Source organism: Streptomyces sp. NPDC047315 (assembly GCF_040643215.1).
Taxonomy (GTDB): Bacteria; Actinomycetota; Actinomycetes; order Streptomycetales; family Streptomycetaceae; genus Streptomyces.
In genome coordinates this window covers 101,878-125,667 of record NZ_JBEYTZ010000006.1, presented here as the reverse complement: position 1 = coordinate 125,667, position 23,790 = coordinate 101,878, and the positions used below count along the sequence as shown (strand labels likewise).

The 23,790-nt window shown below is 72.1% G+C and carries 22 protein-coding genes; 13 read left to right on the top strand and 9 right to left on the bottom strand.

Going from position 1 to position 23,790, the window contains the following annotated elements:
* Window positions 1-12: 12 nt before the first annotated feature.
* From ABZ842_RS08510 to ABZ842_RS08490, 5 genes are all read left to right on the top strand, one after another.
* Window positions 13-996 carry a sugar ABC transporter substrate-binding protein gene (locus tag ABZ842_RS08510; protein ID WP_361534343.1) on the top strand — a complete coding sequence of 328 codons (984 nt, stop codon included), beginning with the start codon at window positions 13-15 and terminating at the stop codon, window positions 994-996.
* Complete coding sequence (locus ABZ842_RS08505; RefSeq protein WP_361533830.1) at window positions 993-2,060, top strand: ABC transporter permease; 1,068 nt, start codon at window positions 993-995, stop codon at window positions 2,058-2,060. The genes ABZ842_RS08510 and ABZ842_RS08505 overlap by 4 nt, the downstream gene beginning before the upstream one ends.
* On the top strand, window positions 2,027-2,908 hold the full coding sequence (locus ABZ842_RS08500; RefSeq protein ID WP_361533827.1) for an ATP-binding cassette domain-containing protein: 882 nt from the start codon (window positions 2,027-2,029) through the stop codon (window positions 2,906-2,908). The genes ABZ842_RS08505 and ABZ842_RS08500 overlap by 34 nt, the downstream gene beginning before the upstream one ends.
* A 154-nt stretch (window positions 2,909-3,062) precedes the next feature.
* Window positions 3,063-4,223 (top strand): ROK family glucokinase, encoded by a 1,161-nt coding sequence (locus ABZ842_RS08495; RefSeq protein WP_361533824.1) that lies wholly within the window; start codon window positions 3,063-3,065, stop codon window positions 4,221-4,223.
* A gap of 124 nt (window positions 4,224-4,347) precedes the next feature.
* Window positions 4,348-4,932 (top strand): hypothetical protein, encoded by a 585-nt coding sequence (locus ABZ842_RS08490; protein ID WP_361533821.1) that lies wholly within the window; start codon window positions 4,348-4,350, stop codon window positions 4,930-4,932.
* A 187-nt stretch (window positions 4,933-5,119) separates the two neighbouring features.
* Here the strand turns inward: ABZ842_RS08490 and ABZ842_RS08485 are convergent, their stop codons facing one another.
* On the bottom strand, window positions 5,120-5,779 hold the full coding sequence (locus ABZ842_RS08485) for a GntR family transcriptional regulator (protein ID WP_361533818.1): 660 nt from the start codon (window positions 5,777-5,779) through the stop codon (window positions 5,120-5,122).
* Window positions 5,780-5,910: 131 nt separating this feature from the next.
* Here ABZ842_RS08485 and lhgO point away from each other — a divergent pair, with 131 nt between their 5' ends.
* Window positions 5,911-7,158 carry an L-2-hydroxyglutarate oxidase gene (lhgO, locus tag ABZ842_RS08480; RefSeq protein WP_361533815.1) on the top strand — a complete coding sequence of 416 codons (1,248 nt, stop codon included), beginning with the start codon at window positions 5,911-5,913 and terminating at the stop codon, window positions 7,156-7,158.
* Window positions 7,159-7,292: 134 nt separating this feature from the next.
* The gene (locus ABZ842_RS08475) at window positions 7,293-8,621 is read left to right on the top strand and encodes an MFS transporter (RefSeq protein ID WP_361533812.1); all 1,329 of its coding nucleotides are present in this window, start codon (window positions 7,293-7,295) and stop codon (window positions 8,619-8,621) included.
* 179 nt (window positions 8,622-8,800) lie between these two features.
* Here ABZ842_RS08475 and ABZ842_RS08470 read toward each other — a convergent pair whose 3' ends face one another.
* Window positions 8,801-9,385 carry a helix-turn-helix domain-containing protein gene (locus ABZ842_RS08470; protein WP_361533809.1) on the bottom strand — a complete coding sequence of 195 codons (585 nt, stop codon included), beginning with the start codon at window positions 9,383-9,385 and terminating at the stop codon, window positions 8,801-8,803.
* A gap of 149 nt (window positions 9,386-9,534) precedes the next feature.
* On the opposite strand from ABZ842_RS08470, the gene speB reads away from it, so the two are divergent.
* The 5 genes from speB (at window position 9,535) to ABZ842_RS08445 (ending at window position 14,949) form a co-directional block, all read left to right on the top strand.
* The gene (gene speB, locus ABZ842_RS08465) at window positions 9,535-10,527 is read left to right on the top strand and encodes an agmatinase (RefSeq protein WP_361533806.1); all 993 of its coding nucleotides are present in this window, start codon (window positions 9,535-9,537) and stop codon (window positions 10,525-10,527) included.
* A 9-nt stretch (window positions 10,528-10,536) separates the two neighbouring features.
* Window positions 10,537-11,985 (top strand): cytosine permease, encoded by a 1,449-nt coding sequence (locus ABZ842_RS08460; protein WP_361533804.1) that lies wholly within the window; start codon window positions 10,537-10,539, stop codon window positions 11,983-11,985.
* Window positions 11,982-12,866 carry a nitrilase-related carbon-nitrogen hydrolase gene (locus tag ABZ842_RS08455; protein ID WP_361533801.1) on the top strand — a complete coding sequence of 295 codons (885 nt, stop codon included), beginning with the start codon at window positions 11,982-11,984 and terminating at the stop codon, window positions 12,864-12,866. Before ABZ842_RS08460 ends, ABZ842_RS08455 begins: the two co-directional genes overlap by 4 nt.
* Window positions 12,863-13,822, top strand: a complete 960-nt coding sequence (locus ABZ842_RS08450; RefSeq protein WP_361533798.1) for a carbon-nitrogen hydrolase family protein — start codon at window positions 12,863-12,865, stop codon at window positions 13,820-13,822. Before ABZ842_RS08455 ends, ABZ842_RS08450 begins: the two co-directional genes overlap by 4 nt.
* A gap of 362 nt (window positions 13,823-14,184) precedes the next feature.
* Entirely contained in the window at window positions 14,185-14,949 is a 765-nt protein-coding gene (locus ABZ842_RS08445) for a class I SAM-dependent methyltransferase (RefSeq protein WP_361533795.1), read from the top strand.
* A 219-nt stretch (window positions 14,950-15,168) separates the two neighbouring features.
* Here ABZ842_RS08445 and ABZ842_RS08440 read toward each other — a convergent pair whose 3' ends face one another.
* The 7 genes from ABZ842_RS08440 to ABZ842_RS08410 all read right to left on the bottom strand — a co-directional run bounded on the left by ABZ842_RS08440 (window position 15,169) and on the right by ABZ842_RS08410 (window position 21,903).
* Window positions 15,169-15,675, bottom strand: a complete 507-nt coding sequence (locus ABZ842_RS08440) for an SRPBCC family protein (RefSeq protein ID WP_361533792.1) — start codon at window positions 15,673-15,675, stop codon at window positions 15,169-15,171.
* On the bottom strand, window positions 15,672-16,040 hold the full coding sequence (locus ABZ842_RS08435; RefSeq protein ID WP_361533789.1) for a metalloregulator ArsR/SmtB family transcription factor: 369 nt from the start codon (window positions 16,038-16,040) through the stop codon (window positions 15,672-15,674). Before ABZ842_RS08435 ends, ABZ842_RS08440 begins: the two co-directional genes overlap by 4 nt.
* Before the next feature lie 72 nt (window positions 16,041-16,112).
* On the bottom strand, window positions 16,113-16,949 hold the full coding sequence (locus tag ABZ842_RS08430) for a hypothetical protein (protein ID WP_361533786.1): 837 nt from the start codon (window positions 16,947-16,949) through the stop codon (window positions 16,113-16,115).
* Window positions 16,950-17,113: 164 nt separating this feature from the next.
* Window positions 17,114-17,668, bottom strand: coding sequence for a GNAT family N-acetyltransferase (locus ABZ842_RS08425; RefSeq protein ID WP_361533783.1), 555 nt, complete (start codon window positions 17,666-17,668; stop codon window positions 17,114-17,116).
* A 108-nt stretch (window positions 17,669-17,776) separates the two neighbouring features.
* Window positions 17,777-19,111, bottom strand: coding sequence for a VWA-like domain-containing protein (locus ABZ842_RS08420; protein WP_361533780.1), 1,335 nt, complete (start codon window positions 19,109-19,111; stop codon window positions 17,777-17,779).
* Window positions 19,108-20,349: a MoxR family ATPase gene (locus ABZ842_RS08415; protein ID WP_361533777.1), complete on the bottom strand. Its 1,242-nt coding sequence runs from the start codon at window positions 20,347-20,349 to the stop codon at window positions 19,108-19,110. Before ABZ842_RS08415 ends, ABZ842_RS08420 begins: the two co-directional genes overlap by 4 nt.
* Before the next feature lie 123 nt (window positions 20,350-20,472).
* Window positions 20,473-21,903: a hypothetical protein gene (locus tag ABZ842_RS08410; protein ID WP_361533774.1), complete on the bottom strand. Its 1,431-nt coding sequence runs from the start codon at window positions 21,901-21,903 to the stop codon at window positions 20,473-20,475.
* A 506-nt stretch (window positions 21,904-22,409) separates the two neighbouring features.
* On the opposite strand from ABZ842_RS08410, the gene ABZ842_RS08405 reads away from it, so the two are divergent.
* The gene (locus ABZ842_RS08405; RefSeq protein ID WP_361533771.1) at window positions 22,410-23,285 is read left to right on the top strand and encodes an SGNH/GDSL hydrolase family protein; all 876 of its coding nucleotides are present in this window, start codon (window positions 22,410-22,412) and stop codon (window positions 23,283-23,285) included.
* Window positions 23,286-23,790 lie beyond the last annotated feature (505 nt).

Below are 23,790 nucleotides of genomic sequence, written 5' to 3'. Positions count from 1 at the left end.
GGGGTACGCGCGCTGGGCGCGGTGCTGGCGGCGGTGCTCGGATTCTCCCTGGTGGGGTGCAGCAGCACCGGCGGCAAGCGCGCCGAAGAGGCCCGCGAGGCCGCCGCGTCCGGCGGTAAGGCCACGGTCACCACGCCCCGCTGGACCTTCGCCATGGTCACCCACTCCGGCGACGGCGACACCTTCTGGGACATCGTGCAGAAGGGCGCCCAGGAAGCCGCCGCCAAGGACAACATCAACTTCCTGTACTCCAAGAACGACGAGGGCCAGCAGCAGGCCCAGCTCGTCCAGGCGGCCATCGACAAGAAGGTGGACGGCCTGATCGTCACCCTCGCCAAGCCGGACGCCATGAAGGACGTCGTCAAGAAGGCAGCCGCCGCCGGCATCCCGGTGATCACCATCAACTCCGGATCCGCCCAGTCCAAGGAGTACGGCGCCCTGACCCACATCGGCCAGGACGAGACGGTGGCCGGCGAAGCGGTCGGCGACGAGCTGGACGCCCGCGGCAAGAAGAAGGCCCTGTGCATCCTGCACGAGCAGGGCAACGTCGGCCACGAGCAGCGCTGCGCCGGCGCCAAGAAGACCTTCGACGGCGAGCTGCAGAACCTGTACGTCGACGGCACCAACATGCCCGACGTCCAGGCGTCCATCGAGGCCAAGCTCCAGACCGACCCGTCGATCGACGCCGTCGTCACCCTCGGCGCGCCCTTCGCGGACACCGCGGTCCGTGCCAAGGAGACCGCCCGCAGCAAGGCCGAGATCGACACCTTCGACCTCAACCCCAAGGTCGCCGCGGCCCTCAAGGCCGGCACGCTCGGCTTCGCCGTCGACCAGCAGCCCTATCTGCAGGGGTACGAGGCCGTCGACCTGCTCTGGCTCTACCGGTACAACGCCGACGTCCTCGGCGGCGGCAAGCCCGTGCTCACCGGACCGCAGATCCTGACCAAGGACGACGCGGCGCAGTTGGAGGACTACACCAAGCGGGGGACCCGATGAACGCGACCTCTCCACCACCACCGGTGGGCCTGGACAAGGAGGCGGCCGGCGACGAGCGGCTGCTGCACACCTCGGTGCTGCGCAAGCTGCTGGGCCGCCCCGAGCTGGGCTCCGTCGTCGGCGCCGTCGCCGTGTTCCTCTTCTTCTCGATCGTCGCGGACTCCTTCCTCCAGGCGTCCAGCTTCTCCACCGTGCTGTACGCGGCCTCCACCATCGGGATCATGGCCGTCCCCGTCGCCCTGCTGATGATCGGCGGGGAGTTCGACCTCTCCGCGGGCGTCCTGGTGACCACGTCGGCGCTGTTCTCGTCGATGTTCAGCTACCAGATGACCGCCAACGTCTGGGTGGGCGTCTTCGTCTCCCTGCTGGTCACCCTGGCCGTCGGCGTCTTCAACGGCGTCCTGCTCACCCGTACCAAGCTCCCCAGCTTCATCATCACGCTCGGTACGTTCCTGATGCTGACCGGCCTCAACCTCGGCTTCACCAAGCTGATCACCGGACGGGTCTCCACCGACTCCATCAGCGACATGGAGGGCTTCGCCGCGGCGAAGAAGGTCTTCGCCTCCGAGCTGGTCATCGGGGACGTGACCTTGAAGGTCACCATCCTGTGGTGGCTGGGCCTGGTCGCCCTCGCCACCTGGATCCTGCTGCGCACCCGCTTCGGGAACTGGATCTACGCCGTCGGCGGCAACGCGGACGCGGCCCGCGCGGTCGGCGTCCCGGTTGCCCGGACCAAGATCGGCCTCTACATGGGGGTCGCCTTCGCGGCCTGGATCTCCGGACAGCACCTGCTCTTCTCCTTCGACGTGGTGCAGTCCGGAGAGGGCGTCGGCAACGAGCTGATCTACATCATCGCCGCGGTCATCGGCGGCTGTCTGATCACCGGCGGCTACGGCTCCGCGATCGGCTCCGCGGTCGGCGCGTTCATCTTCGGCATGACCAGCAAGGGCATCGTGTACGCGGAGTGGAACCCCGACTGGTTCAAGTTCTTCCTCGGCGCGATGCTGCTACTCGCGACCCTGCTCAACGCATGGGTGCGCAAGCGGGCGGAGGCGTCACGATGACCGAGAACACAGAGAACACAGAGAACACAGAGAACGCCGCGAACGACGCCGAGCGGCCCCCGCTGGTCGCACTGGACGAGGTCAGCAAGTACTACGGGAACATCCGCGCCCTGGAGGGCGTCTCGCTCCAGGTGCACGCCGGCGAGATCACCTGTGTGCTCGGCGACAACGGCGCCGGCAAGTCCACCCTGATCAAGATCATCGCGGGGCTGCACCAGCACGACGCCGGCACCTTCTCGATCGAGGGTGAACAGACCCGGCTCTCCTCCCCGCGCGCCGCCCTGGACCGCGGCATCGCCACCGTCTACCAGGACCTGGCCGTGGTGCCCCTGATGCCCGTGTGGCGGAACTTCTTCCTCGGTTCCGAGCCGGTGAAGGGCACCGGGCCGCTGCGCCGCCTCGACGTGCGCACCATGCGCGAGACCACCCGCTCCGCGCTGCTGCGGATGGGCATCGACCTGCGGGACGTGGACCAGCCCATCGGCACGCTCTCCGGCGGCGAGCGCCAGTGCGTGGCGATCGCCCGCGCGGTCCACTTCGGCGCGAAGGTCCTCGTCCTCGACGAGCCGACCGCGGCGCTGGGCGTCAAGCAGTCCGGCGTGGTGCTGAAGTACGTGGCCGCGGCGCGGGACGCCGGCCTGGGCGTGGTGCTGATCACCCACAACCCGCACCACGCGTACCTGGTCGGTGACCGCTTCGTACTGCTCAAGCGCGGCACCATGACCGCGAGCCACACCAAGGACTCCGTGACGCTGGACGAGCTCACCCGGCAGATGGCGGGCGGCAGCGAGCTGGACGACCTCCGCCACGAACTCGAACGCTCGGGCACCACGACGCCCGACGAGTGACGGGCCCGCCCGGGCGGCGGCGGGTCCGCCCGCCCGGGCCCTCCGTCCCGCGACCGAACCCCCACCCCACCCACACACCGCAGATGGCAGAATCGGGTCCGGCGGGCCCTCCCGTCACGCAACGAACCCCACGCCCCCGAGACCCCGCAGGGACATGAGCACCTACCGCGACTTCGCGCACCGCGGCTCCGCCCGCGCCACCGTCCTGCGTACCGTCGGGACCCGAGAGCGCCGGTCGCACCTGACCGCACCGCGCGTGCCCACCGTCGGCATCGACATCGGCGGCACGAAGGTCATGGCCGGGGTCGTTGACGCGGACGGCGTGATCCTGGAGAAGGTCCGCACCGAGACCCCGCACAAGTCGAAGAGCCCCAAGGTCGTCGAGGACACCATCTGCGAACTCGTCCTCGACCTGTCCGACCGCCACGACGTGCACGCCGTCGGCATCGGCGCGGCCGGCTGGGTGGACGCGGACCGCTCCAAGGTCCTCTTCGCCCCGCACCTCGCCTGGCGCAACGAACCCCTGCGGGACGCCCTCTCCGCCCGCCTCGCCGTCCCCGTCCTCGTCGACAACGACGCCAACACCGCCGCGTGGGCGGAGTGGCGCTTCGGCGCCGGCCGAGGCGAGGACCACCTGGTGATGATCACGCTCGGCACCGGCATCGGCGGCGCGATCCTGGAGGACGGGCAGGTCAAGCGGGGCAAATTCGGGGTCGCCGGCGAATTCGGCCACATGCAGGTCGTCCCGGGCGGCCACCGCTGCCCGTGCGGCAACCGCGGCTGCTGGGAGCAGTACAGCTCGGGCAACGCACTGGTGCGCGAGGCCCGCGAGCTGGCCGCGGCGGACTCCCCGGTCGCCCACGGCCTGATCGACCGCGTCGGCGGCAACATCGGCGACGTCACGGGGCCGCTGATCACCGAGCTCGCCCGGGACGGCGACGCGATGTGCGTGGAGCTGTTCCAGGACATCGGCCAGTGGCTGGGCGTGGGCATCGCGAACCTCGCTGCCGCGCTCGACCCGTCCTGCTTCGTGATCGGCGGCGGCGTGAGCGCCGCCGACGACCTGCTGATCGCCCCGGCGCGGGACGCCTTCCGCCGCCATCTGACCGGCCGCGGCTACCGGCCCGAGGCCCGGATCGTCCGCGCCCAGCTCGGCCCGGAGGCCGGCATGGTCGGCGCGGCGGACCTCGCCAGGCTGGTCGCCCGCCGCTTCCGCCGCGCCAACCGCCGACGGGTCGAGCGCCACGAACGGTACGAGCGCTACGCCCAGGCCCTGCGCAACCCCGGCGCGGCCCGCTCGCCCCGGGAGACCTGACCGGAGCCGGCCCCGGCCCGCCCGTTCCCCGGGCCGCCCGTTCCCGCCCGGACCCGCCTCCGGAGCGCGTTCGTGCCGGTGAACCGTAGACTTCAGTTCCGCCCACCCACCAGGAACCGCAGTCATGAGCGTCGTACCCCGTCAGTCCGCACCCGTGGACGAGTCCGGCTTCCGGCCTCCCGAGGGCCGCCGGCACATGATCATCCGCCGTTGGCTGACGGCGGTCGTCATCGTGCTGCTCATCGGGATCCCCGCCGGATATCTGGTCGTGTCCGCCGAGCAGAGCCGCGACAGCGGCCGGGACAAGGCCGCGGAGTCCTCGGCGACGGGCCTGCGCGAGAGCTGGCCCTCGCAGATGAAGCGACGCATCTTCGAGGTGCCGATCCCGCCGGAGTCGGAGCGGGTCGCCTACTTCGAGACCAGCAACTGGAAGACCAGCCGGCTCTACGTCCAGTTCACCACCACCTCCGCCGGCCTGGACCTCTTCCTGGAGTCCATGGGCACCAGCCGCACGGCGCTCCAGCCGGGCCTGGTCACCATCGGCACCAAGGAGGCGACGACCGTGGGGTGGACCTTCACCCCGGGCGAGCGCGCCTGGACGGGGCTGACCAACCCGCAGGACAAGCCCCGCCCCACGCAACAGGTCGTCGTCGACCTGACGAACACGGAACGCCCCCGCGTCTACGTGGTCTCCACCACGACCCCGTAGCGCCACCTGTTTCGCTTCCCCCGTCACTTGCCCGCGGGCTGGGCAGGGGTTTTTGAGGGCCTGGGGTCCCCCCAGGCCCTCTGGGGCCGAGGGGGCGGAACTGCGCGACAAGCCCACCACCGGGCCGCGGAGACCAACGCTCCCGGACAGCGACGGCGGCTACGTCAAGAGGCGCAAGGGCGTGCGGCTACGGGCGCTGCGCGGCCATCACGTGGTCGCGACCGCCCTCGACGTGCGCGGTGATCGCCCGCCGCAACGCCCCCGCGTCCCGCGCCCGCAACGCGTCGACCATCTGCTGGTGTTCGTCGTCGATGCGTTCCAGATCGTGGCCCGAGCGCACCCACCGTCGGCTGTACGGCTCGACGAGGTGCAGCAGTTGGTCGATGAAGCGCAAGGTGAGGCGGCGTTCGGAGAGCGCGTACACGCGCCGGTGGAACTCGTAGTTGAGGGAGGCCCGCACCGCCGCGTCGGCGCCCTGACGGCGCATCTCGTCCGCCAGCTCCTGAAGGGCGTCGATGTCCCGGTCGCGGCAGCCGCGCACGATCTCCTCGGCCAGGTGCGGCTCCAACTGCAGGCGCAGTTCGAAGAGTTCGGCGATCTCGCCGTGGCTCAGCTCGGCGACCAGCATGCCGCGCTGCGGCACCACCTCGATCAGACCCTCGGCGGCCAGCGCGTGCAGCGCCTCCCGCAGCGGGATGCGGCTGACCTTCAACTCGGTCGCCAGCTTCTCCTGCACCAGGCGGGTGCCCGGCAGCAGTCCGCCGTTGCGGATCGAGGTGCGTAGCCGTTCGGCGATGACGCCTGCGCTGTTGCTCGTGCTGCTGGGGGTCCGGGCTACTCGGGTCACTTCGTCACTCTATCCCTTGTGCTTACCCGCAGCGACTGTATACATTCGCCACTCGTTCATATCGAATGTATACAGCCACTGCGGACCACGGGTTCACGCCATGCGTCCACGTCACCAGAAAGGGCCGCCGGATGTCACGTGCCATCGACGTCGCCGTCATCGGAGGAGGGCTGCTCGGGCTCGCCACGGCCCGGGCGCTGCTGCGTGCCAGGCCCGACCTGTCCGTCACCGTCCTGGAGAAGGAGGCGCACTGGGGCGCCCACCAGTCCGGGCACAACAGCAACGTGATCCACAGCGGCCTGTACTACGCGCCCGGCTCCCTCAAGGCCCGCCTCGCCCGGGCCGGCGGCGAGGAGATGATCCGGTACTGCGAGCAGCACGACGTGCCCGTCAAGCGCACCGGCAAGCTCGTGGTGGCCACGTCCACGGCGCAACTCGCCGGCCTGGACGCCCTCGCCGAGCGCGGTCGGGCCAACGGCGTCACGGTGCAGCGGCTGAACCGCGCCGAGTTCGCCGAGCGGGAACCGCACGTCGCCGGGGTTGCCGCGCTGTCCGTCGCCGACACCGCGATGACAGACTTCGGCCGGGTGTGCCGCGCCCTGGCGGCCGAGCTGACCGGACTCGGCGCCGAGCTGCGCACCCAGTCGCCCGCGCTGTCCTTCGCCACCGACGGGGACCGGACCGTGATCCGTACGCCCCACGACGAGCTGCGGGCCAAGATCCTGGTGAACTGTGCGGGCCTGCACAGCGACAAGATCGCGGCGGCGGCCGGTGACCGCCCGACGGTGCGGATCATGCCCTTCCGCGGGGAGTACGCCGAGGTCAGGCCGGGCCGCCGCGGGCTGGTCAACAACCCCGTGTACCCGGTGCCGGACCCCGAGCTGCCCTTCCTCGGCGTGCACGTCACCCCCATGCTCGACGGCACGGTCCACGTGGGTCCCAACGCCGTGCCCGCGCTGGCCCGCGAGGGCTACCGCTGGCGCGACGTGGAGCCCCGTCTGCTGGGCGAACTGCTGCGGGACCCGGCCCTGCGCGGTCTCGCCCGGCGCTTTTGGCGGCACGGCGTCACCGAGATCAGCCGCTCGCTGATCTGGCCGCTGTTCGTCCGCGAAGTGCGCCGCATGGTCCCGGAGATCGAGAGCCGGGACATGCGACGGCACGGCAGCGGCGTACGCGCACAGGCGGTCACGGCGGACGGGCAACTCGTCGACGACTTCATCATCAACCGCACCCCGCGCGCCGTCCACGTGCTCAACGCGCCGTCCCCCGCGGCCACGTCGAGCCTGCACATCGGCAGCAAGATCGCCGGGGACGTCTTCGAGCAGCTCGGCCACGAGGACTCCGCCCGGGCCGTGCGCGAAGAGTCCGCCGCGAGCTGACCGCCCCGCTCGGCGCCGACCCGGCCCCACCCGGCGCCGAGCCCGCTCCACCCGACGCAGAACCCCGCCCCCCACTTCCCCTTTCCCTGCTCCACCCCGCTCTTTGCTCCATCAAAGGTGATCGAGGACAGCACATGGCGAAGCACCCGCAGACAGACGCGCCGGACTCCGGACCTCCCCCCGCCACCGCCCGCCGCCGCGTCGCCACCGCCACCATCGTGGGTTCCGCGCTGGAGTGGTACGACTTCTATCTCTACGCCTCCATGGCCGCGCTGGTCTTCGGCAAGATCTTCTTCCCGCAGACCGACGACACGGCCGGCACCATGGCCGCCTTCGCGACGTTCGCGGCCGGATTCCTGGCCCGCCCGCTGGGCGGCATCATGTTCGGTCACCTCGCCGACCGCATCGGCCGGCGCAACGTACTGATCATCACCTTCGTCCTGATGGGCGTCTCCACCGGGCTGATCGGCCTGCTGCCCACGTACGAGTCCGTCGGCGTCATGGCACCCGCCGCCCTGGTCGTCCTGCGCATCCTGCAGGGCCTCGGCTCCGGAGCCGAGTACGCCAGTGCCGCGGTCGTCGCCTACGAGCACGCCGACGAGAACCGGCGCGGCCGGCAGGGCGCCTGGCCGGCCCTGGGGCTCAACCTCGGACTGCTGCTGTCCTCGCTGACCGTCACGGTGCTCACCACCATGGACGAGGAAGTCCTGTTGGACTGGGGCTGGCGCGTCCCGTTCGTCGCGAGCTTCGCCCTCGCGGGCGTGGGCCTGTGGGTGCGGCGCCGGGTGCCCGAGTCGTCCGACTTCCAGGCCACCAAGAAGAAGCAGGAGCAGGAAGCCGCCCCGCAACTGCCGTTCGTCACCCTGCTGCGCAAGCAGCGGCGCGGGCTCGTCGTGGTACTGGCCGTCTCGCTCGGCTACAACGCCCTCAGCTACATCTTCAAGACCTTCTCACTGGCCTACCTCTCGGACTTCCAGGACGTCTCGGCGAGCGTCGGCGCCTTCGGCATCACCCTGGCCAGCGCCACCGCCATCGTCACCGTGCCGCTCTTCGGCTGGGCCAGTGACCGCTTCGGCAGCCGCAAGGTCCTCGCGGTCGGCGGCGTCGCGTCGGCGCTCTTCGCCTTCCCGTTCTTCGTCCTGCTCGACACGCAGAACTCCGTGGTGATCTGGGTCTGCCTGATCATCGCCACGGGCGTGCTGGCGCCGATGATGTTCGCCCCGCAAGGAGCCTTCCTCTCCCGCCAGTTCCCGGCGGACGTCCGGGTCAGCGGAGTCGGCACGGGACGGGAGATCGGCGCCGCCGTCTCGGGCGGTCTGGCCCCGCTGGCGGCCCTGGCCATCGTCGGCGCCAGCGCCACCAACGCCACCTGGGGCGTCTCCCTCATCCTCGTCGCCGGAGCCGTCGTGGTGGTGCTCGGCGCCGCCTTCGACCGGGGCGCCCACCCGACCCCGCCCGCCTAGGGCCAGGACTCCGCCGGGGCCGAGCGGAGTCCCGACCAGACGCCGGAGCGGGACGACGTCCCCGTGGGACAGCCCCGCTGACGAAGCGTCACCCATGAACGGGGTTGGCCCGGACCGAACCGCGGTCCGGGCCAACCCCGTTCAGCAGTGCAAGGACCAGCGGCCCCAAGAAACACGACCTAGTGCGAGCCGCTCCACGGCGCGGGGACGAAGGTCCAGGTGACCTCGGCGGGGCCGGGGCCGGAGTTGTGCCAGGTGTGCGGTTCGCGGCCGGAGAAGGTGAGGGTGTCCCCGGCGGTCAGCGTCTGGGCGTGGTCGGTGAAGCGGATGGTGATCTCGCCGCTGACGACGTGCAACACCTCCACGTCGCAGTTGATCGTGTACAGCTCGGCGCCGCCGTGCGCGTCCGGCTCCAAGTGCGACCGCAGGATCTGGATCTTCGACTGGGCGCGGGGGGTGACCATCCGGTCCTCGACGCCGTGGCCGCCCATGTTCAGCCGTGGCGCCGCGTCCCCGCGGATCAGCTCGGTGTCGGCGCCCTCGAAGAGCGAGCCGACCGGCAGCGACAGCACCTGGCAGAGGGTGACCAGGGAAGAGACGCTGGGTGAGGTCTCGTCCCGCTCGACGCGGCTGAGGAAACCCCTGGTGAGCCCGGTGGCGGCGGCGACCTGCTCGATGGTGAGGCCCTGGGCCTTGCGAGAGGCCCGCAGGCGCGCTCCGACGCGTACCGGATCGGTGGACGGCGTCGGGTGCAGCGCTTTCATTGAAATCCTCGCGTCACTCGTACGGCTTCTGGACAACCCTTGACAGAGCGGTCGCTCGGGGCAAACACTACCCGGAATGAAAGTTGCCTAATAAGCATTATTTGTTGTGTATAGGTAACTTCCCCTTCTGGAACAGATCCGAGGTTCGGATGAACAGCGTCGAACCCCCCAGGCCCCCGATCGGCCCCCCGGACGCGAGCGTGAGCCCCCGCTACGCGGGCATCGCCACCTTCGCGCGACTGCCCCGGCTGGAAGACGTGGGGCGGGCCGACATCGCCGTCGTCGGCGTGCCCTTCGACAGCGGGGTGAGCTACCGGCCCGGTGCCCGCTTCGGGCCCGCGCACATCCGCGAGGCGTCCCGACTGCTGCGGCCCTACAACCCGGCGCAGGACGTGGAGCCCTTCGCCGCGCAACAGGTCGCCGACGCGGGCGACGTGGCCGCCAACCCGTTCAGCCTCGACGAGGCGGTCACCCAGATCCAGGCCGCCGCCGAAGCGCTGACCGCGGACGGCACCCGACTGCTGACCCTCGGCGGCGACCACACCATCGCCCTGCCGCTGCTGCGCGCCGCCGCCCGACGGCACGGCCCCCTCGCGGTGCTCCACTTCGACGCCCACCTCGACACCTGGGACACCTACTTCGGCGCCCCCGTCACGCACGGCACGCCCTTCCGCCGCGCGTCCGAGGAGGGACTGATCGACCTCACCGCCAGCCTGCACGTGGGCACCCGCGGACCGCTGTACTCGCGCCAGGACCTACGGGACGACGAACGCCTCGGGTTCGCCGTGATCTCCAGCCCCGAGATCGAGGCCGAGGGCCTGCCCCGGGCGATCGAGCGCATGCTCGCCCGCCTCGGCGACCGGCCCGTGTACCTCTCCATCGACATCGACGTCCTCGACCCGGCGCACGCGCCCGGCACCGGGACCCCCGAAGCGGGCGGGATGACCAGTCGCGAACTGCTCGCGATGATCCGCGCCCTGCGCGGGGTGCACCTGGTGGGCGCCGACGTGGTCGAAGTCGCCCCCGCGTACGACCACGCCCAGCTCACCGCCGTCGCCGCGGCCCACACCGCGTACGAGATCCTCTCGGCGATGACGCCCGACCACCTGCCCGAGCCGGACGACCGGCCCCAGGAACGATAGGGGAAGGCCATGACCTCCTCGGACGTCGCCACCCAGCGCGACTCGGCGATCGAACAGCACTCCATCGACTACGTACCGTCCGCCGAGCGGCACGGCAAGGTCTGGCACCAGGGACCGTTCTGGTTCACCGGCAACTTCGTCCTGCCGACGATGGTCGCCGGCTTCGTCGGCGCCTCCATGGGACTGAGCGTCTGGTACAGCGTGCTGGCGATCGTCCTCGGCGTCGGCGCCGGCACCTTCTTCATGGCCTTCCACGCCAACCAGGGCCCCCGGATGGGGCTGCCCCAGATGATCCAGTCCCGCGCCCAGTTCGGCAGCCGGGGCTCCACGGTCCCGTTCGCCGCGACCGTCTTCGTCTACGTGGGCTTCCTCGTCTTCGACACGGTCCTCGCCGAACAGGGCCTCGGACTGCTGCTGCCGGACGGCAAGCTGTTCTGGTACCCGGTCCTGATCGCGCTGTCGATCGTCATCGCCGTCGTCGGCCACGACCTGCTCCACTTCGTCCAGCGCTGGCTCACCTACCTGCTGGTCCTGGTGTTCGCGGTGCTCACCGTGGTCGCGATCGTCAACTTCGGCTCCAACCCGGTGCCCGCCGACGTGCCCGCCGCCACCGCCGGCTGGGACCTGACCGCCTTCCTGGTCCAGTTCTCCCTCGCCGCCGGATACAACATCAGCTACTCCGTCTACGTCTCCGACTACACCCGCTACCTCCCGGCGAACGTGCCCGCGCGCGGCCTGATCACCGCCGTGTACTCGGGCGCCGCGTTCTCCGCGGTCTGGCTGATGTCGCTGGGCGCGATCCTCGCGAGCTACCTGCCCGACCCCGACCCGATCCTCGCCCTGCGCGAGGTCGGCGACATGCTCTTCCCCGGCTTCGGCCTGATCGTCGTGATGACCTCGGTCCTCGCCCTGATCTCCATCATGGGCGTCAACGCCTACGGCGCGATGCTCACCGGCGCCAGCGCCCTGGACGGCTTCCGCAAGGTGCGCCCCACCGTGCGGCTGCGCGTCACCGGACTCATCGTGGTCGGCCTGGTGTCCCTGGTGGTCGCCCTGCTGATCCCCGACGACTACATCGGCAGCTTCAACAACTTCGTGCTGATGATGCTGTACTTCCTGGTCCCGTGGACCGCGGTCAACCTCGTCGACTTCTACTTCGTGCGCCGCGGCAAGTACGCCATCGCCGAGATCCTGAAGCCGGACGGCATCTACGGCCGCTGGGCGTGGCGCGGCGTGACCGCCTACGTCATCGGCTTCGCCGCGATGATCCCGTTCTTCTCGACGAGCTTCTACGTCGGCCCCGTCGCCGACGCGCTGGGCGGCGCGGACTTCTCGTTCGTCGTCGGACTGACCGTCTCCGGCGTGCTCTACCTGCTGTTCTCCCGGAACCTGGACCATGAGGCCGAGGCCGTCGCCCGGGCGGCGAGCGAAGCCGAACTGGAGGGATCCCACCGATGAGCCAGCAACCGCCCCGACCCGCGGAACCGACCGGCACCGACGCCGCCGGGGTCACCGTCGCCGTCTGCCAGCTCGCCCCGCAGGTCGGCGACCCGGCGGGGAACCGGCATCGGATCGACGCTGCGGTCCGGGCGGCGGCCGAGCGCGGCGCCGACGTCGTGGTCCTGCCGGAGCTGGCCAACACCGGCTACGTCTTCACCGACGCGGCCGAACTGCGCACCGCGGCCGAGCCGCCCGACGGCGAGACGATCACCCGGTGGGCGGCGCTCGCCGCCCGCCACCGCCTCGTCATCGTCGGCGGCTTCGCCGAGCGCGGCGAGGACGGCCACGTCTACAACGCAGCAGCCCTCGTCGACCCGACCGGGCTGCGCGCCACCTACCGCAAGGCCCACCTGTGGAACGGCGAGAAGACCTGGGGCTTCACCCCCGGCGCCGGTGCCCCGCCCGTCGTCGACACCCTCCACGGCCGCATCGGGTTCATGGTCTGCTACGACCTGGAGTTCCCCGAGTGGGTGCGGCAAGCCGCCCTGGCCGGCGCCGAGCTGCTGTGCGGCCCGGTCAACTGGCCGCTGTACCCGCGCCCCGAGGGCGAACGACCGGGCGAGATCGTCCGCATCCAGGCCGACGCCGCCGTGAACCGGATGTTCGTCGCCGTTGCCGACCGCACCGGCACCGAACGGGGCCAGGACTGGCTCGGCGGCAGCGTGATCGTCGACGCCGACGGCTACCCCGCCACCGAGCTGCGGCTGGGCGAGGAGGCGCTCCTCACCGCGACCCTCGACCTCGCCGAGGCCCGCAACAAGGCCGTCAGCGAACTCAACGACGTCCACGCCGACCGGCGCCCCGCGCTGTACCGACACCTCGGGCAGGAGCAGCCATGACCACCACCGTCGCCATCGTCCAGCAGCCGCCCGCCCTCCTGGACCTCGAAGAGTCGCTGCGCCGCGCCACCGCGCACGTCACGGAGGCCGCGCGGGCGGGCGCGGACCTCGTCGTCTTCCCCGAGACCTGGCTCACCTGCTACCCGGCGTGGGTGTTCGGGCTGGCCGGCTGGCGGGACGCGGAAGCCCGCCACTGGCACGCCCGGCTGCTGGAACAGAGCCCGGTACTCGACCCGTCGGGCGACGACGCCCTGGCCCCGGTGCGGGCCGCGGCCCGGGAGCACGGGGTGAGCGTGGTGCTCGGCCTGAACGAGCGGGCCGCGCGCTCCTCCGGTTCGCTCTACAACTCGCTGGTGACCATCGGCCCGGACGGCGGCACCCTCAACGTGCACCGCAAGCTGACCCCCACCCACACCGAGCGGATCGTGTGGGCGGCCGGCGACGGCGCCGGCCTGCGCGTCGTCGACACCCCGGCGGGCCGGGTGGGTTCGCTGGTCTGCTGGGAGCACTTCCACCCGCTGGCCCGCCACGCGCTGCACGCACAGCACGAGGAGATCCACGTCGCCGCCTGGCCCGACATGCCCGAGAGCCATGTGATCGCCGCCCGCTCCTACGCCCTGGAGGGCCGCTGCTTCGTGGTCTCGGCGGGCCTGGTGCTCTCCACCGACGACGTCCCCGACGACCTGCTGGCGGCCTACCGCAAGGGAGTGGGCCCCGAAGCCCCCACGGACGGCCCGCTGTTCACCGGAGGTTCGAGCGTGGTGGCGCCCGACGGCTCCTGGGTGGTGGAGCCCGTCCACAACGAGGCGCGCATCATCACCGCCACCCTCGACCCGGCCCGCCGCTACGAGGAGACCCTGGACCTGGACGTGGCGGGCCACTACGGCCGCCCCGACGTCTTCACCCTGTCGGTCGACCGGACCCGACGCGACGGCGGGGTGGACTTCACGAACTGACCGCCGGGCGCCCGGCCGCGCCTACTTGTCGCGGCAGGCGTCGACCCCCACCGCGGGCCGTCGAGCGCCCTCCCCAGCCGGTGCAGCGCCCCGGTCGCGTCCCGAGCGCTGTCCACGGACGCCACCCGGGGATCGTCCCGCAGGAGCGACAGCAGCTCGTCAAGTGCGGGTGACTCGCCGTCGACCGCCAACACGCGCAGCATGGTGCCGCGTTGCAAGGGCGTGACCCGGGCGGGCGGCACGGCCCGGACCGCGCGTTCCGCATCCGGCGCCCGTCAAAACGCGCGTACTCCCGTGCGTCGGACACTACGATTCGCGTCGGAGATTCGCCTCGGATCCGGCCGCCAAGCCCTGGAGGACCCGTGAACGCTCGATACGACGCGGTCGGCGACGCGTACCGGCAGTTCAAGACGACCGCCGCCATCCCCGTTCCGGAACGGCGGCTGTTCCACGACCTGCTCGGGGACGTCTCCGGGCTGCGGGTGCTGGACCTGGCCACCGGCTACGGGCTGTACGCGCGGCTGGCGCTGGCGCAGGGAGCGGCCGAGGTGGTCGGCGTGGACATCTCCGCGGAGATGGTGCGCGGCGCCCGTCGGGCCACGGCCGGCGACGAGATCGCCTTCCACACGGCCGACGCCCGCGACCTCCCCGAGCTGCGGGACTTCGACGTGGTCACCGCCGTCTGGCTGTTCAACTACGCACAATCCCCCGACGACCTCGCGGACATGGCGGCGGGCGCCGCCGGCGCCCTGCGCCCCGGCGGCCGGCTGGTCGCGATCACCGTCCATCCCGCATACGACGCCGCCGGCCCGGACTGGATCCGCTACGGCCTCGTCGTGCACGACGTCGCCCCCGTCCCGCGCGGACAGCGTTTGGACGTGTCCCTGTCGACTCCGACGCAGGACATCCCGCTGACGGTCTTCCGCTGGGACGCCGACGTCTACGCCGAAGCGATGACCCGCAACGGCCTGGACGCTCCCACGTGGCGAGTACCCCACATCCCCGCCGAGGAAGCGGCGCGCTGGGAACCCAACTACTGGGACGCGGCCGTGGCCAACCCCCTGATCGCGGGCTTCTCCTGCGTACGGGGCGCGGCCGACCCCGGGGGTGCGAAGGCCCGCAGTTAGGGCCTGGTCGCCGACGGCCCCCTCTCGCCCTAAGTCGTGCCCGTAAAGTCCAGCGTGGCCCGTCCGCCGGTGCCGCTGTCTTGGCAGGCGCGCTGGCTCCGTGGGGGGCGGAACTGCGCGAACAGCCCACCACCGGCCAGTGGAGACCAACGCTCTCCCAGGGAAACGGCGGCTACGTCAAGAGACGCAGAAACGCGCGCGGGACTTCGCGGCTACGACCTAGCCGGCGAGGGAGGCGAAGTAGTCGCGCTGGGCGGGGTAGTAGTCCTCGAACTTCGGCTTGTCCGCGTCCGCGTCCGCGCCCTCGCCGGAGGCGCAGAGCAGGTCGAGGTAGTACTCCCAGCCCGGCCCGATCTCACCGATTCCGTCCGTGCCCTTGAGGTGGTGGATCAGTTCCAACTCCGTCGTGCCGCCCGAGGCGGACAGTCGGAGCTCCATGTGCCAGTCGCCCGCTTCGTCGGGCATGGAGACGACCAGCCGACGCGGCGGCTCGCACGCGTGGATGTGCAGGTCGCACCAGGGTGCGCCCTCCTCGAAGGACAGCCGGACCTTGACGGTGCGGCCGGGCGCGGCGTCGCCTTCCCAGGGCCCGAACCACCGCGCCGTCCGCCCGGGCTCGGTGACGCTGGCCCAGACGTCGTCGATCGGGGCCCGGAAGGTACGCGTGAGGGTCAGGACGTGGCCGTCGGCGGTGGGCGCGAGCCGACCGGTGGGTACGGGAGTCATGCGGTGTCCTCCGTGTGCTCTCGGTGCTGGATCGTGCGGTGCTCGGCCCGCTCGCGGCGGGTGCGGTGGACCTCGGTCTCCAGGGCGTCCAGCCGATGGCCCCAGCCGGCCGGGGCGCGCAGGACGGAGATCCACTCGGCGAGTTCCGTCAGGGCCGCCGGGTTGAGACGGTAGAGCCGCCTGGTCCCGGTGCTCTCGTCGTGCACCAGGCCGCTTTCGCGCAGGACGCGCAGGTGCCGACTGATCGCCGGACGACTGATGGAGAAGCGGCCTGCGATCTCACCTGCGGTGAGGGTGGTCCCGCGCAGCATGACGAGGATGTCCCGGCGTACGGGGTCCGCGATCGCGTTGGTCACCTCATCCATGGGAGCAAGCGTAACCTACAGGTTACGCTTTCGGGGTCCGTCCCCCGCGCCGTCGGCCTCCTGAGTGACTGTCTACCCGCCGCCGCCGCATCCCCCGCCGCATCCGCCGCCGCAGGCGTCCCCGCCCCCGCTGTGCGACCAGGCACCTCCCGCGGCCCCCGCAGCGCCCTTCGACCCCGGGGTTGGCCTCGGGCGGATCGCGCCGCGGTCCACCGCTGAACGGATCCGCTGCGGAACTCCCGCCAAGGCGGCGTCGACCCTAGCCAGGCAGTACTGGTTGAAGTCCGGCCAACGCAGGGTGTACTCGTCCGGCCAAGCCCTGCCGCAGAGCCAGAGCACACCCCACACGAGTACTCCCGTACAGACCCAGAGCATGGCGTCGTTGCCCGGCGCCGGGAAGGGCGCCTGCGTCTTCCCCGCCTGAATCGTGATCCCGAAGCCGACCACGGCCGCGGCGTAGAACGCCACCGTCCGGCAGGAATCCATGAACCACCGCATCTTCGGCACGCGTTCCGCGAGGACGCTCCGGTAGGGCTCGAAGTCCGCGTGGTCCGACGCCTCGTAGACGAGGGCGCCCGCGGACCCCCGCCGCCGTATGCCGCCGAGGTAGGCACCGAGCACGGGATCCGCCGGTTCGGGAGCCCCCGGCACGGCGGTGAGCACGCCGTACGGCGAAACCCTGGCCGCCCCCGCGTCCACCAGCAGATACGCGGCCGTCCCCGTGGCGTTCAACTGATAGGTCGCCAGTCGGGCAGCCTCCACCGGCCCGATGCCCTCCCGCATCACGCGCCTGATGACCGCCCGGTCGGGCCACCCCCGCATCAACGACCAGCAGCCCAGAAGGACATTGACCCCCACGTGACCCAACAGCCACCAGATAACGAAGCGTCCCTCGTCGGTCAACCACATCGCGGCAGCCCCCCGGGCAATCGACTGGCGGCTATGTGCCCCGTGCAGCACCACCCCAAGCACGGTGCAGGAGCCACACTCCTACGACGGCACAGTGTGTCGTGATGCCTGCACGGCCAGGTCGGTCCTTCGCCGGCCCGGCAGCGAAATCCGTAAGACAGGCCCTAGGCACCGGCCGTCGGGTGCCACTCGCGGCGGAGGAGGCCGAAGATCCAGGAGTCGGAGACGTCGCCGTTGACGACGCAGTCCTCGCGGAGGGTGCCTTCGCGGACGAAGCCGAGCTTCTCCAGGACCCGGGCGGACGCCACGTTGCGGGTGTCGGTCTCGGCCTGGACGCGGTTCAGGTCCAGGGCGTCGAACGCCCACCGCAAGACGGCGTGCGCGGTCTCCGTGGCGTAGCCGTGGCCCCACGCGGCGGGGGCGAAGACGTAACCCAGCGACGCGCTGCGGAAGTCCGGGTTCCAACTGGTCAGGCCGCACCAGCCGATGAACGCGCCGTCGCGGTCGACGGCCACCCGCGCCCCCGTGCCTTCCTCCTCGATGGTTCGACAGGTCGCGAGGAAGCGCTGGGCGCGGGCCGGTTCGGTCCACGGCGGGGAGTCCCAGTAGCGCATCACGTCGGCGCTGCTGTGCAGCGCGTAGAGCGGGGCCGCGTCGGCGTCGGTGAACGGCCGCAGTCGCAGGCGGGCGGTGTGTAGTTCGGGGGTGGGCAAAGACATGGGGAGCATCCTGCCGCGTCACGCGCGCCCCGGCCATCCGTTTATCCGGACGGACGGACGGAGGTGCGCCGTCCGCTTCATCGGGCCGGCCGGCATCGCCGACGGCACTCAGTTCGACGCCGGCGCACCGATGTGCACCACGCGCGCCCACGCGGGCGGTGCGTCCGGTACGTAGTCGTGGTCCTCGCTCCACCGGCGGCGCACCCCCATCCGTGGGAACAGGCCCACGACCGTGCGACACGACGGCTGGGTGCGCGGCCACGGCGTCTGCCCGTCGGTCAGCGCCACGACCACGTCCGGCCTGGGCCGGGTGCGCAGCGCCCTCGCGAAGCCCGCGCGCAGGTCCGTGCCGCCACCACCGACCAGCGGTATCTCCTCCGCCTGGCAGAGCGTGCGCACGACGTCGGCCGTGGCGTCGCACGAGAGCACCGACACCAGGTCGCGCCGGCCGCCCACGGCCCGGGAGATCGCGGCGACCTCCAGCAGCGCACTGCCCAACTCGGCGTCGCTGACCGACCCGGAGGTGTCGATGACCACGCAGACCCGCGGCGGGGTGCGCCGGATGCTCGGCAGCACGACGCCGGGCAGCCCCGCCGAGCGGCGCGACGGCCGTCCGTAGGTGTAGTCACCGCCCGAACCGCTGCCGTACGCCGCCGAGCGGAGCGCCGCGCCCAGCAACTCCCGCCACGGCTGCGGCGGGTGGAACGCCTCCTCGGCCCAGCGCCGCCAGCCCTTGGGCGCGGTGCCGGGGCGGGCGGAGATGCCCTGCGCCACCCGGAAGCGGACCGCGTCCTGCTCCTGCGCGCTGAGGCCGTGCGCACCGTCCGGCCCCAGTTCCCACGGGCGCTCCAGCCCGTCGGCGCCGCTGCCGCAGTCCAGCCAGACCAGGCCCTGGGTGCGCGGTCCCAGCCCGAACTGGCGCAGGTAGTCCTCCATCAGCTCGCCCGAGCTCAGCCCCAGGGACTGGGGGGTGACGGCGTCCTCGGGGAGGACGAGGACCTGCGCGTCGCCGTCGTGCGCGGCGCGGTCGTGCGCATCGATGTCGAACGCGTCGTCGTTGATCTCCATGTCGGCGGCGATGTTGATGCGTAGCCGGGCCCCCGGGCCGCTCAGTTGGCGCTCGCGCAGCACGCGGTCGCCGCGGCCGTGGTGGTCGCGCAGCAGGTGCGACACCTCGTGCACCCACACCGCGGCGAGTTCCGCCAACGGCGTGCGGTCGACGAACGCCGGGGAGACGTAGCACCGCCAGTACCGGTCGACGGCCATCGTCGGCACCCGGGGCGACTCCACGGGGTGCAGGGCGAACAGCGCCGTCGCCAGATAGGGCCGGGCGCGGGCGGCGAACAAGCGCGCCGCGAAGAGCTTGTCGCGATCCAGCTTCGCCGACGTGACCGACGTGACCGACGTGACCGAGGCGGGCGGGGCGGGCGGGGCGGCCGTCATCGGCCTGCCCGCGCCGAGACCGGAACCCTGGCCGCGGCGTCGTCCGCGCGCCGCGACAGGGAGATCACCCCCGCGAGTCGCTCGATGGACTCAGGGACCTCCCAGTCCTGCTGGCGCAGGGCGGCCAGCGTGGTCGCCGGGACCACCACCAGATCGGGCGCCCCGGTCTCCAACGCCCGTACCAGCAGGGCCCACGCCGCGTCCCAGCGGGACTTGTCCGGGCGGTTGCGGACCGCCGCAACCACCCCGTCCAACGCGGCCTGCCGTCGGTCGCCCCGCTCGGGCAGCACCGCACCCGAGGGGTCGGCGAGCAGTGCTTCGGGGTCCGGCAGGTCCATCCGGTCCAAGCAGGCCAGCATCTCCAGCCCCGGCCCGTCGCCCACCGCGCCCCTCACCAGCAGGGACAGCACCTCCCTGGAGGAGCCCGCGGCGGTCGCGAAGGCGATGAGCCGCAGCGCCATCTCCCAACTGCGCGGCGAGGGCCAGGGCCCGCCGCGCCCGGTCTCCTGCTGCGGCAGCCGGTGAACGAGCGGGGGACGCACGGCGAGCAGCCCGCAGACCGCGCGGCGCGCGAGGTCCACGGCCTGGGACAGGGCTTCGGGGTCGAGTTGCGGCAGGGTCGCCCGGGGCCAGGTGCCGCCGAGCCCGCGCACCACGACCTCGTGGTCGTGGGTCCACTGGAGGTGGACGAAGCGGTTGGCCAGCGGCGGGCTCAGCTCCCAGCCGTCCGCCGCCGACGAACGCGGATTGGCCGCGGCCACGATCCGCACCCCGGACGGCAGCCGCAGCGAGCCGATCCGCCGCTCCAACACGAGCCGGAGGAGGGCGGCCTGCACCGCAGGGGGCGCGGTGGACAGCTCGTCCAGGAACAACAGCCCCCGGCCGGCCCGGACGAGTCGTACGGCCCAGTCGGGCGGGGCCATCGGAACGCCCTGCACGGCGGGGTCGTCACCGACGACGGGCAGCCCGGAGAAGTCGGAGGGCTCGTGGACGCTGGCGATCACGGTCGTCAGCGGAAGCTCCAGGGCCTCGGCGAGCTGGGTCAGGGCGGCGGTCTTGCCGATCCCCGGCTCGCCCCACAGCAGCACCGGGAGGTCGGCGGCGACGGCGAGGGTCAGGGCCTCCAACTGGACGTCGGGGCGCGGTTCCGTGGTCGTGGTGCGCAGCAGGGTCAACAGCTCCTCCGCGACGTCGAGCGGCAAGGAGCCACGGGCTGCGGGCGTGCTGGGTGCGGTCATGGGTGATCACCTGTGGGTCGGTTCCGGGCACGCGTGCGGGCGCGCGGTGTGAAAACAGCAGGAGCAGGCAGAAGCCGGGCGAAGTCGGTCGGAAGGTATGGAGTACCGGAGGTCGGGGGAGCGTCAGCGCAGCGTGGCGTGGCGCGGACGTGCCCGCTGGTGGCGCGGCTGGCGTTCGGGTCGAGGAGCGGAGCCGGTCAGGTCCGTCCGGTACAGGCCGTAGTCGATCCGCCGCCGGGCCGCCCCTTCCAGCGCGTCCCGCAGCGGGCCGCTGCGCAGCACCGCGCTGGGCCCGAGCAGGGCCTCGACGACGGCGAACGCGCCGGCGAAGTCGCCGTGGTCCAGCCGCTCGCGGACCCCGGGGAGGCAGTCCGGGCGCCGGTGCGCCTCGTCGATCGCCTGGAGGCAGGGCAGCGGGGTGCCGGTCAGCGCGACGAGCAGCTCTTCGCGCCGGATCTCGTCCGGACCGTGGTCGAGCGCGGCCAACACCCCGTCGACCAGGGCGATCCGATGGCGGGCGCCCCGGCAGTCGACGTGGTACGTCCCGCCCGGCGGGTCATGGACGAAAGACGGTCCGGTCGACGCCCGCCCCGGCGCGATGGCGGACGCGACCAAGGGGTGCAGGGAGTCGACCGTGAGCAGACCGGCGCGGAGCAGTTGGAGGTCGGGCAGCGTCCAGGTCGCCGCGTCGGGCAGGGTCGGCAGCGCGGACGAGCGGCCGGCCCGCGTCGACGCCGCGGTGATCCGCCACCGGGGCGCCCCCTCGGGGCGCGCGCCGCCACCGTCCACACCCCAGCCGGGGTCGTCGCCCCGGACCAGGTCCAGGGCCAGCCGGTGCCGGGCCCCGAGCCGTACGACGACGGTCCCTGCCGTGCGCCCCGCGGCGTCGAGCACGATCCCCGCCTCGGCCGCCCAGCGGTCGACGGCGCAGGGATACCCGTCGGGCACCAGCTCCGCCGGGTAGGGGCCGGACGGGTCCCGCGCCGCGGCACCGGGCGGAACGTCGGCCCCGCAGCGCGAGGGCAGCTCGTCGCTTCGGCGCGCGTCCCACAAGTGCCGGTGCAGGTCGAGGCGGTGGCGCCGGTGCGGCCTGGGGTGCGGATGGCGGCGGGCGCCGGCGTCGAGGCGATCGCCGTCCCAGACCCCGAGGGCGATCCGCTGGCCGGCGTCCGCCCAGGCCGGTGGCGTCCGCACCACCAGGTGCAGCGGTCGCCGCCCGCGGTGCGCCCCGGTGTCGTAGCGGGCCAGGGCCAGCGTCAGCCCCGGGCGCAGCAGTCCGTCGGGAGCGATCCGCGGGAGGTGCCAGCGCAGCAGGTCGGGGGCGAGGTGACGGAGGTCGGCGCGGAGCCGGGCCGCCACGTCCGTGCCGTGGGAGCGCTCGACCGTGCGGAGTTGTACGTCGACGTCGACGCCGGCTGCCGCACACGCCCCGGCCCAGTCGCCGGCGGTGCGGCGCGCGGTGGCGGTCTCGATCATGGAGGGCGGTACGGCGAACTCGCGCACGCGCCGCCAGAGGGCGAGGAAGGAGTCTCCCCGCGCGGTGTGAGTGGGCATCAGCACTCACCTTGCGCGGTGGGAGCCCCCAATCTGACAATCGATTGAGTGGTCATCGCGGCGATCGTAGCGCCGGGCCACGGCGACGGCCAGGACTTTTCCCGCCCCTCGCCCCCCGCCTCCCGCCCCCCGGGCCCAGGGCTGTCTTGTGGATCAGGCTGGATGACCACGATCGCGCGTTCGCTCGCCACCCGCGAGGCGCGCCGAAGGCTCATCCGCTGCCGGTGAAACGTCCCTGGAATTCGGTCGGTCCGATGCATTGACCTCGGTTCTGACTCGCCAGTAACTTCAAGTTCCGGCAGCCGACGGGCCCTTCTCCAGGGTCGGGTGCTGCTGATTCCGTACGCCGACGAACGGTCACCCCCACACCACGGCGACCCCCTCTTCCTGCGCCCGCTCGATGCGCGTGGAGCACCCTCCTGCGCGCACCGGGCACGGCCGTGCCCCAGCAGCCGGCTTGCCGGTACCCCCTTGTCAGGATCGGGTCGACATCCCAGGAGGACGACATGTCCCTACGTTCGGTCGGGCGCTGCCTCGCGGCGACCGCCATCGCGATCTCCCTCACCGGCGTGGCCGGGCCCGCGCACGGCGCGGACGGCGCCGAGCCCCTGAAGTACGTGGCCCTCGGCGACAGCTACGCCGCGGGGTCGGGCGTCCTGCCCTTCGCGCCGTCCGCGCCGCTCGTCTGTCTGCGCTCGGCGAAGAACTATCCGCAGGTCATCGCCGGCGCGACCGGTGCCAAGGTGACCGACGTGACGTGCGGGGGCGCCGAGACCCGGCACTTCGAAACGGCCCAGTACCCCGGCGTCGCCCCGCAACTCTCCGCGGTGACCACGGACACGGACCTGGTGACGATCAACATCGGCGGGAACGACAACTTCGTCTTCGCCGGCGCGGTCATCGCCTGCGGCTCCGCCGGCGTGCTCTCCGGCGGCAAGGGCAGCCCGTGCCGGGACGCCTGGGGCCCCCACTTCGAACGGCTCATCGAGCAGAAGACGTATCCGGCGGTCAAGGCCGCGCTCAAGAAGGTGCAGCAGAAGGCGCCGAAGGCCAGGGTCGCCCTGGTGGGGTACCCCTGGCTGCTGCCGGCGAAGGCGGACAAGTCCTGCTTCGCGAAGATGCCGATCGCCGAAGGCGACGTGCCCTACCTGCGGGCCATGCAGGGCCGCATGAACGAGATCCTGCAACGGGCCGCGCAGGAGACGGGCGCGGCGTACGCCGACATGGCCCGCGTCTCCGACGGCCACGACGCCTGCCAGCCCCGCGGCACCCGCTGGGTGGAGCCCGTCTTCTTCTTCGACCAACTCAACCCCGTCCACCCCAACGCCCTCGGCGAGTCGAAGATGGCCACGGAGGCGATGCGGGCGCTGAACATCGGCTGAGCTCCGCCTGCGTCCGCTAGGGGGCTTCTGATGGATCTTGCTGGGCTCGCGTGCCCTGGCGCCGTTCCCCCTGGGCCTTCGGCCCGGGAGGTGCCCCCACTCCGCGTTGTCGTCGGTCGCCGACGGCCCCCTGTGCCCTGCGGGCACGGTGGGACCCCCACCGCGTCGACTCCCTCCTCCGCTGGGGGTCCCCCGTGCCCGCAGGGCACAGGGGGAAGATCCACCGCACCAGAACCCTCCCCTACGCCCGGAGGGCGTGGGAGGAACCCCCACCCTCAACCAGCCTGATCCATCAGAAGCCCCCTAGTGCTGTGACCGGAAAGGTTTGCCGGGTAGCTCGCGGCGTCCGGTGCGGTGCGTCGCAAGGCGGAGGATCTCCCGTGTACTGGACGTACTCGGGTGATGCGACAACGCAGCGAGGTGCCGTGCCGGGCGTCGCGAGCCGGTGAACCTTTCCGGTCACAGCACTAGGTTCACCCCCAGCGATGTGACATCTCGTGGCAGA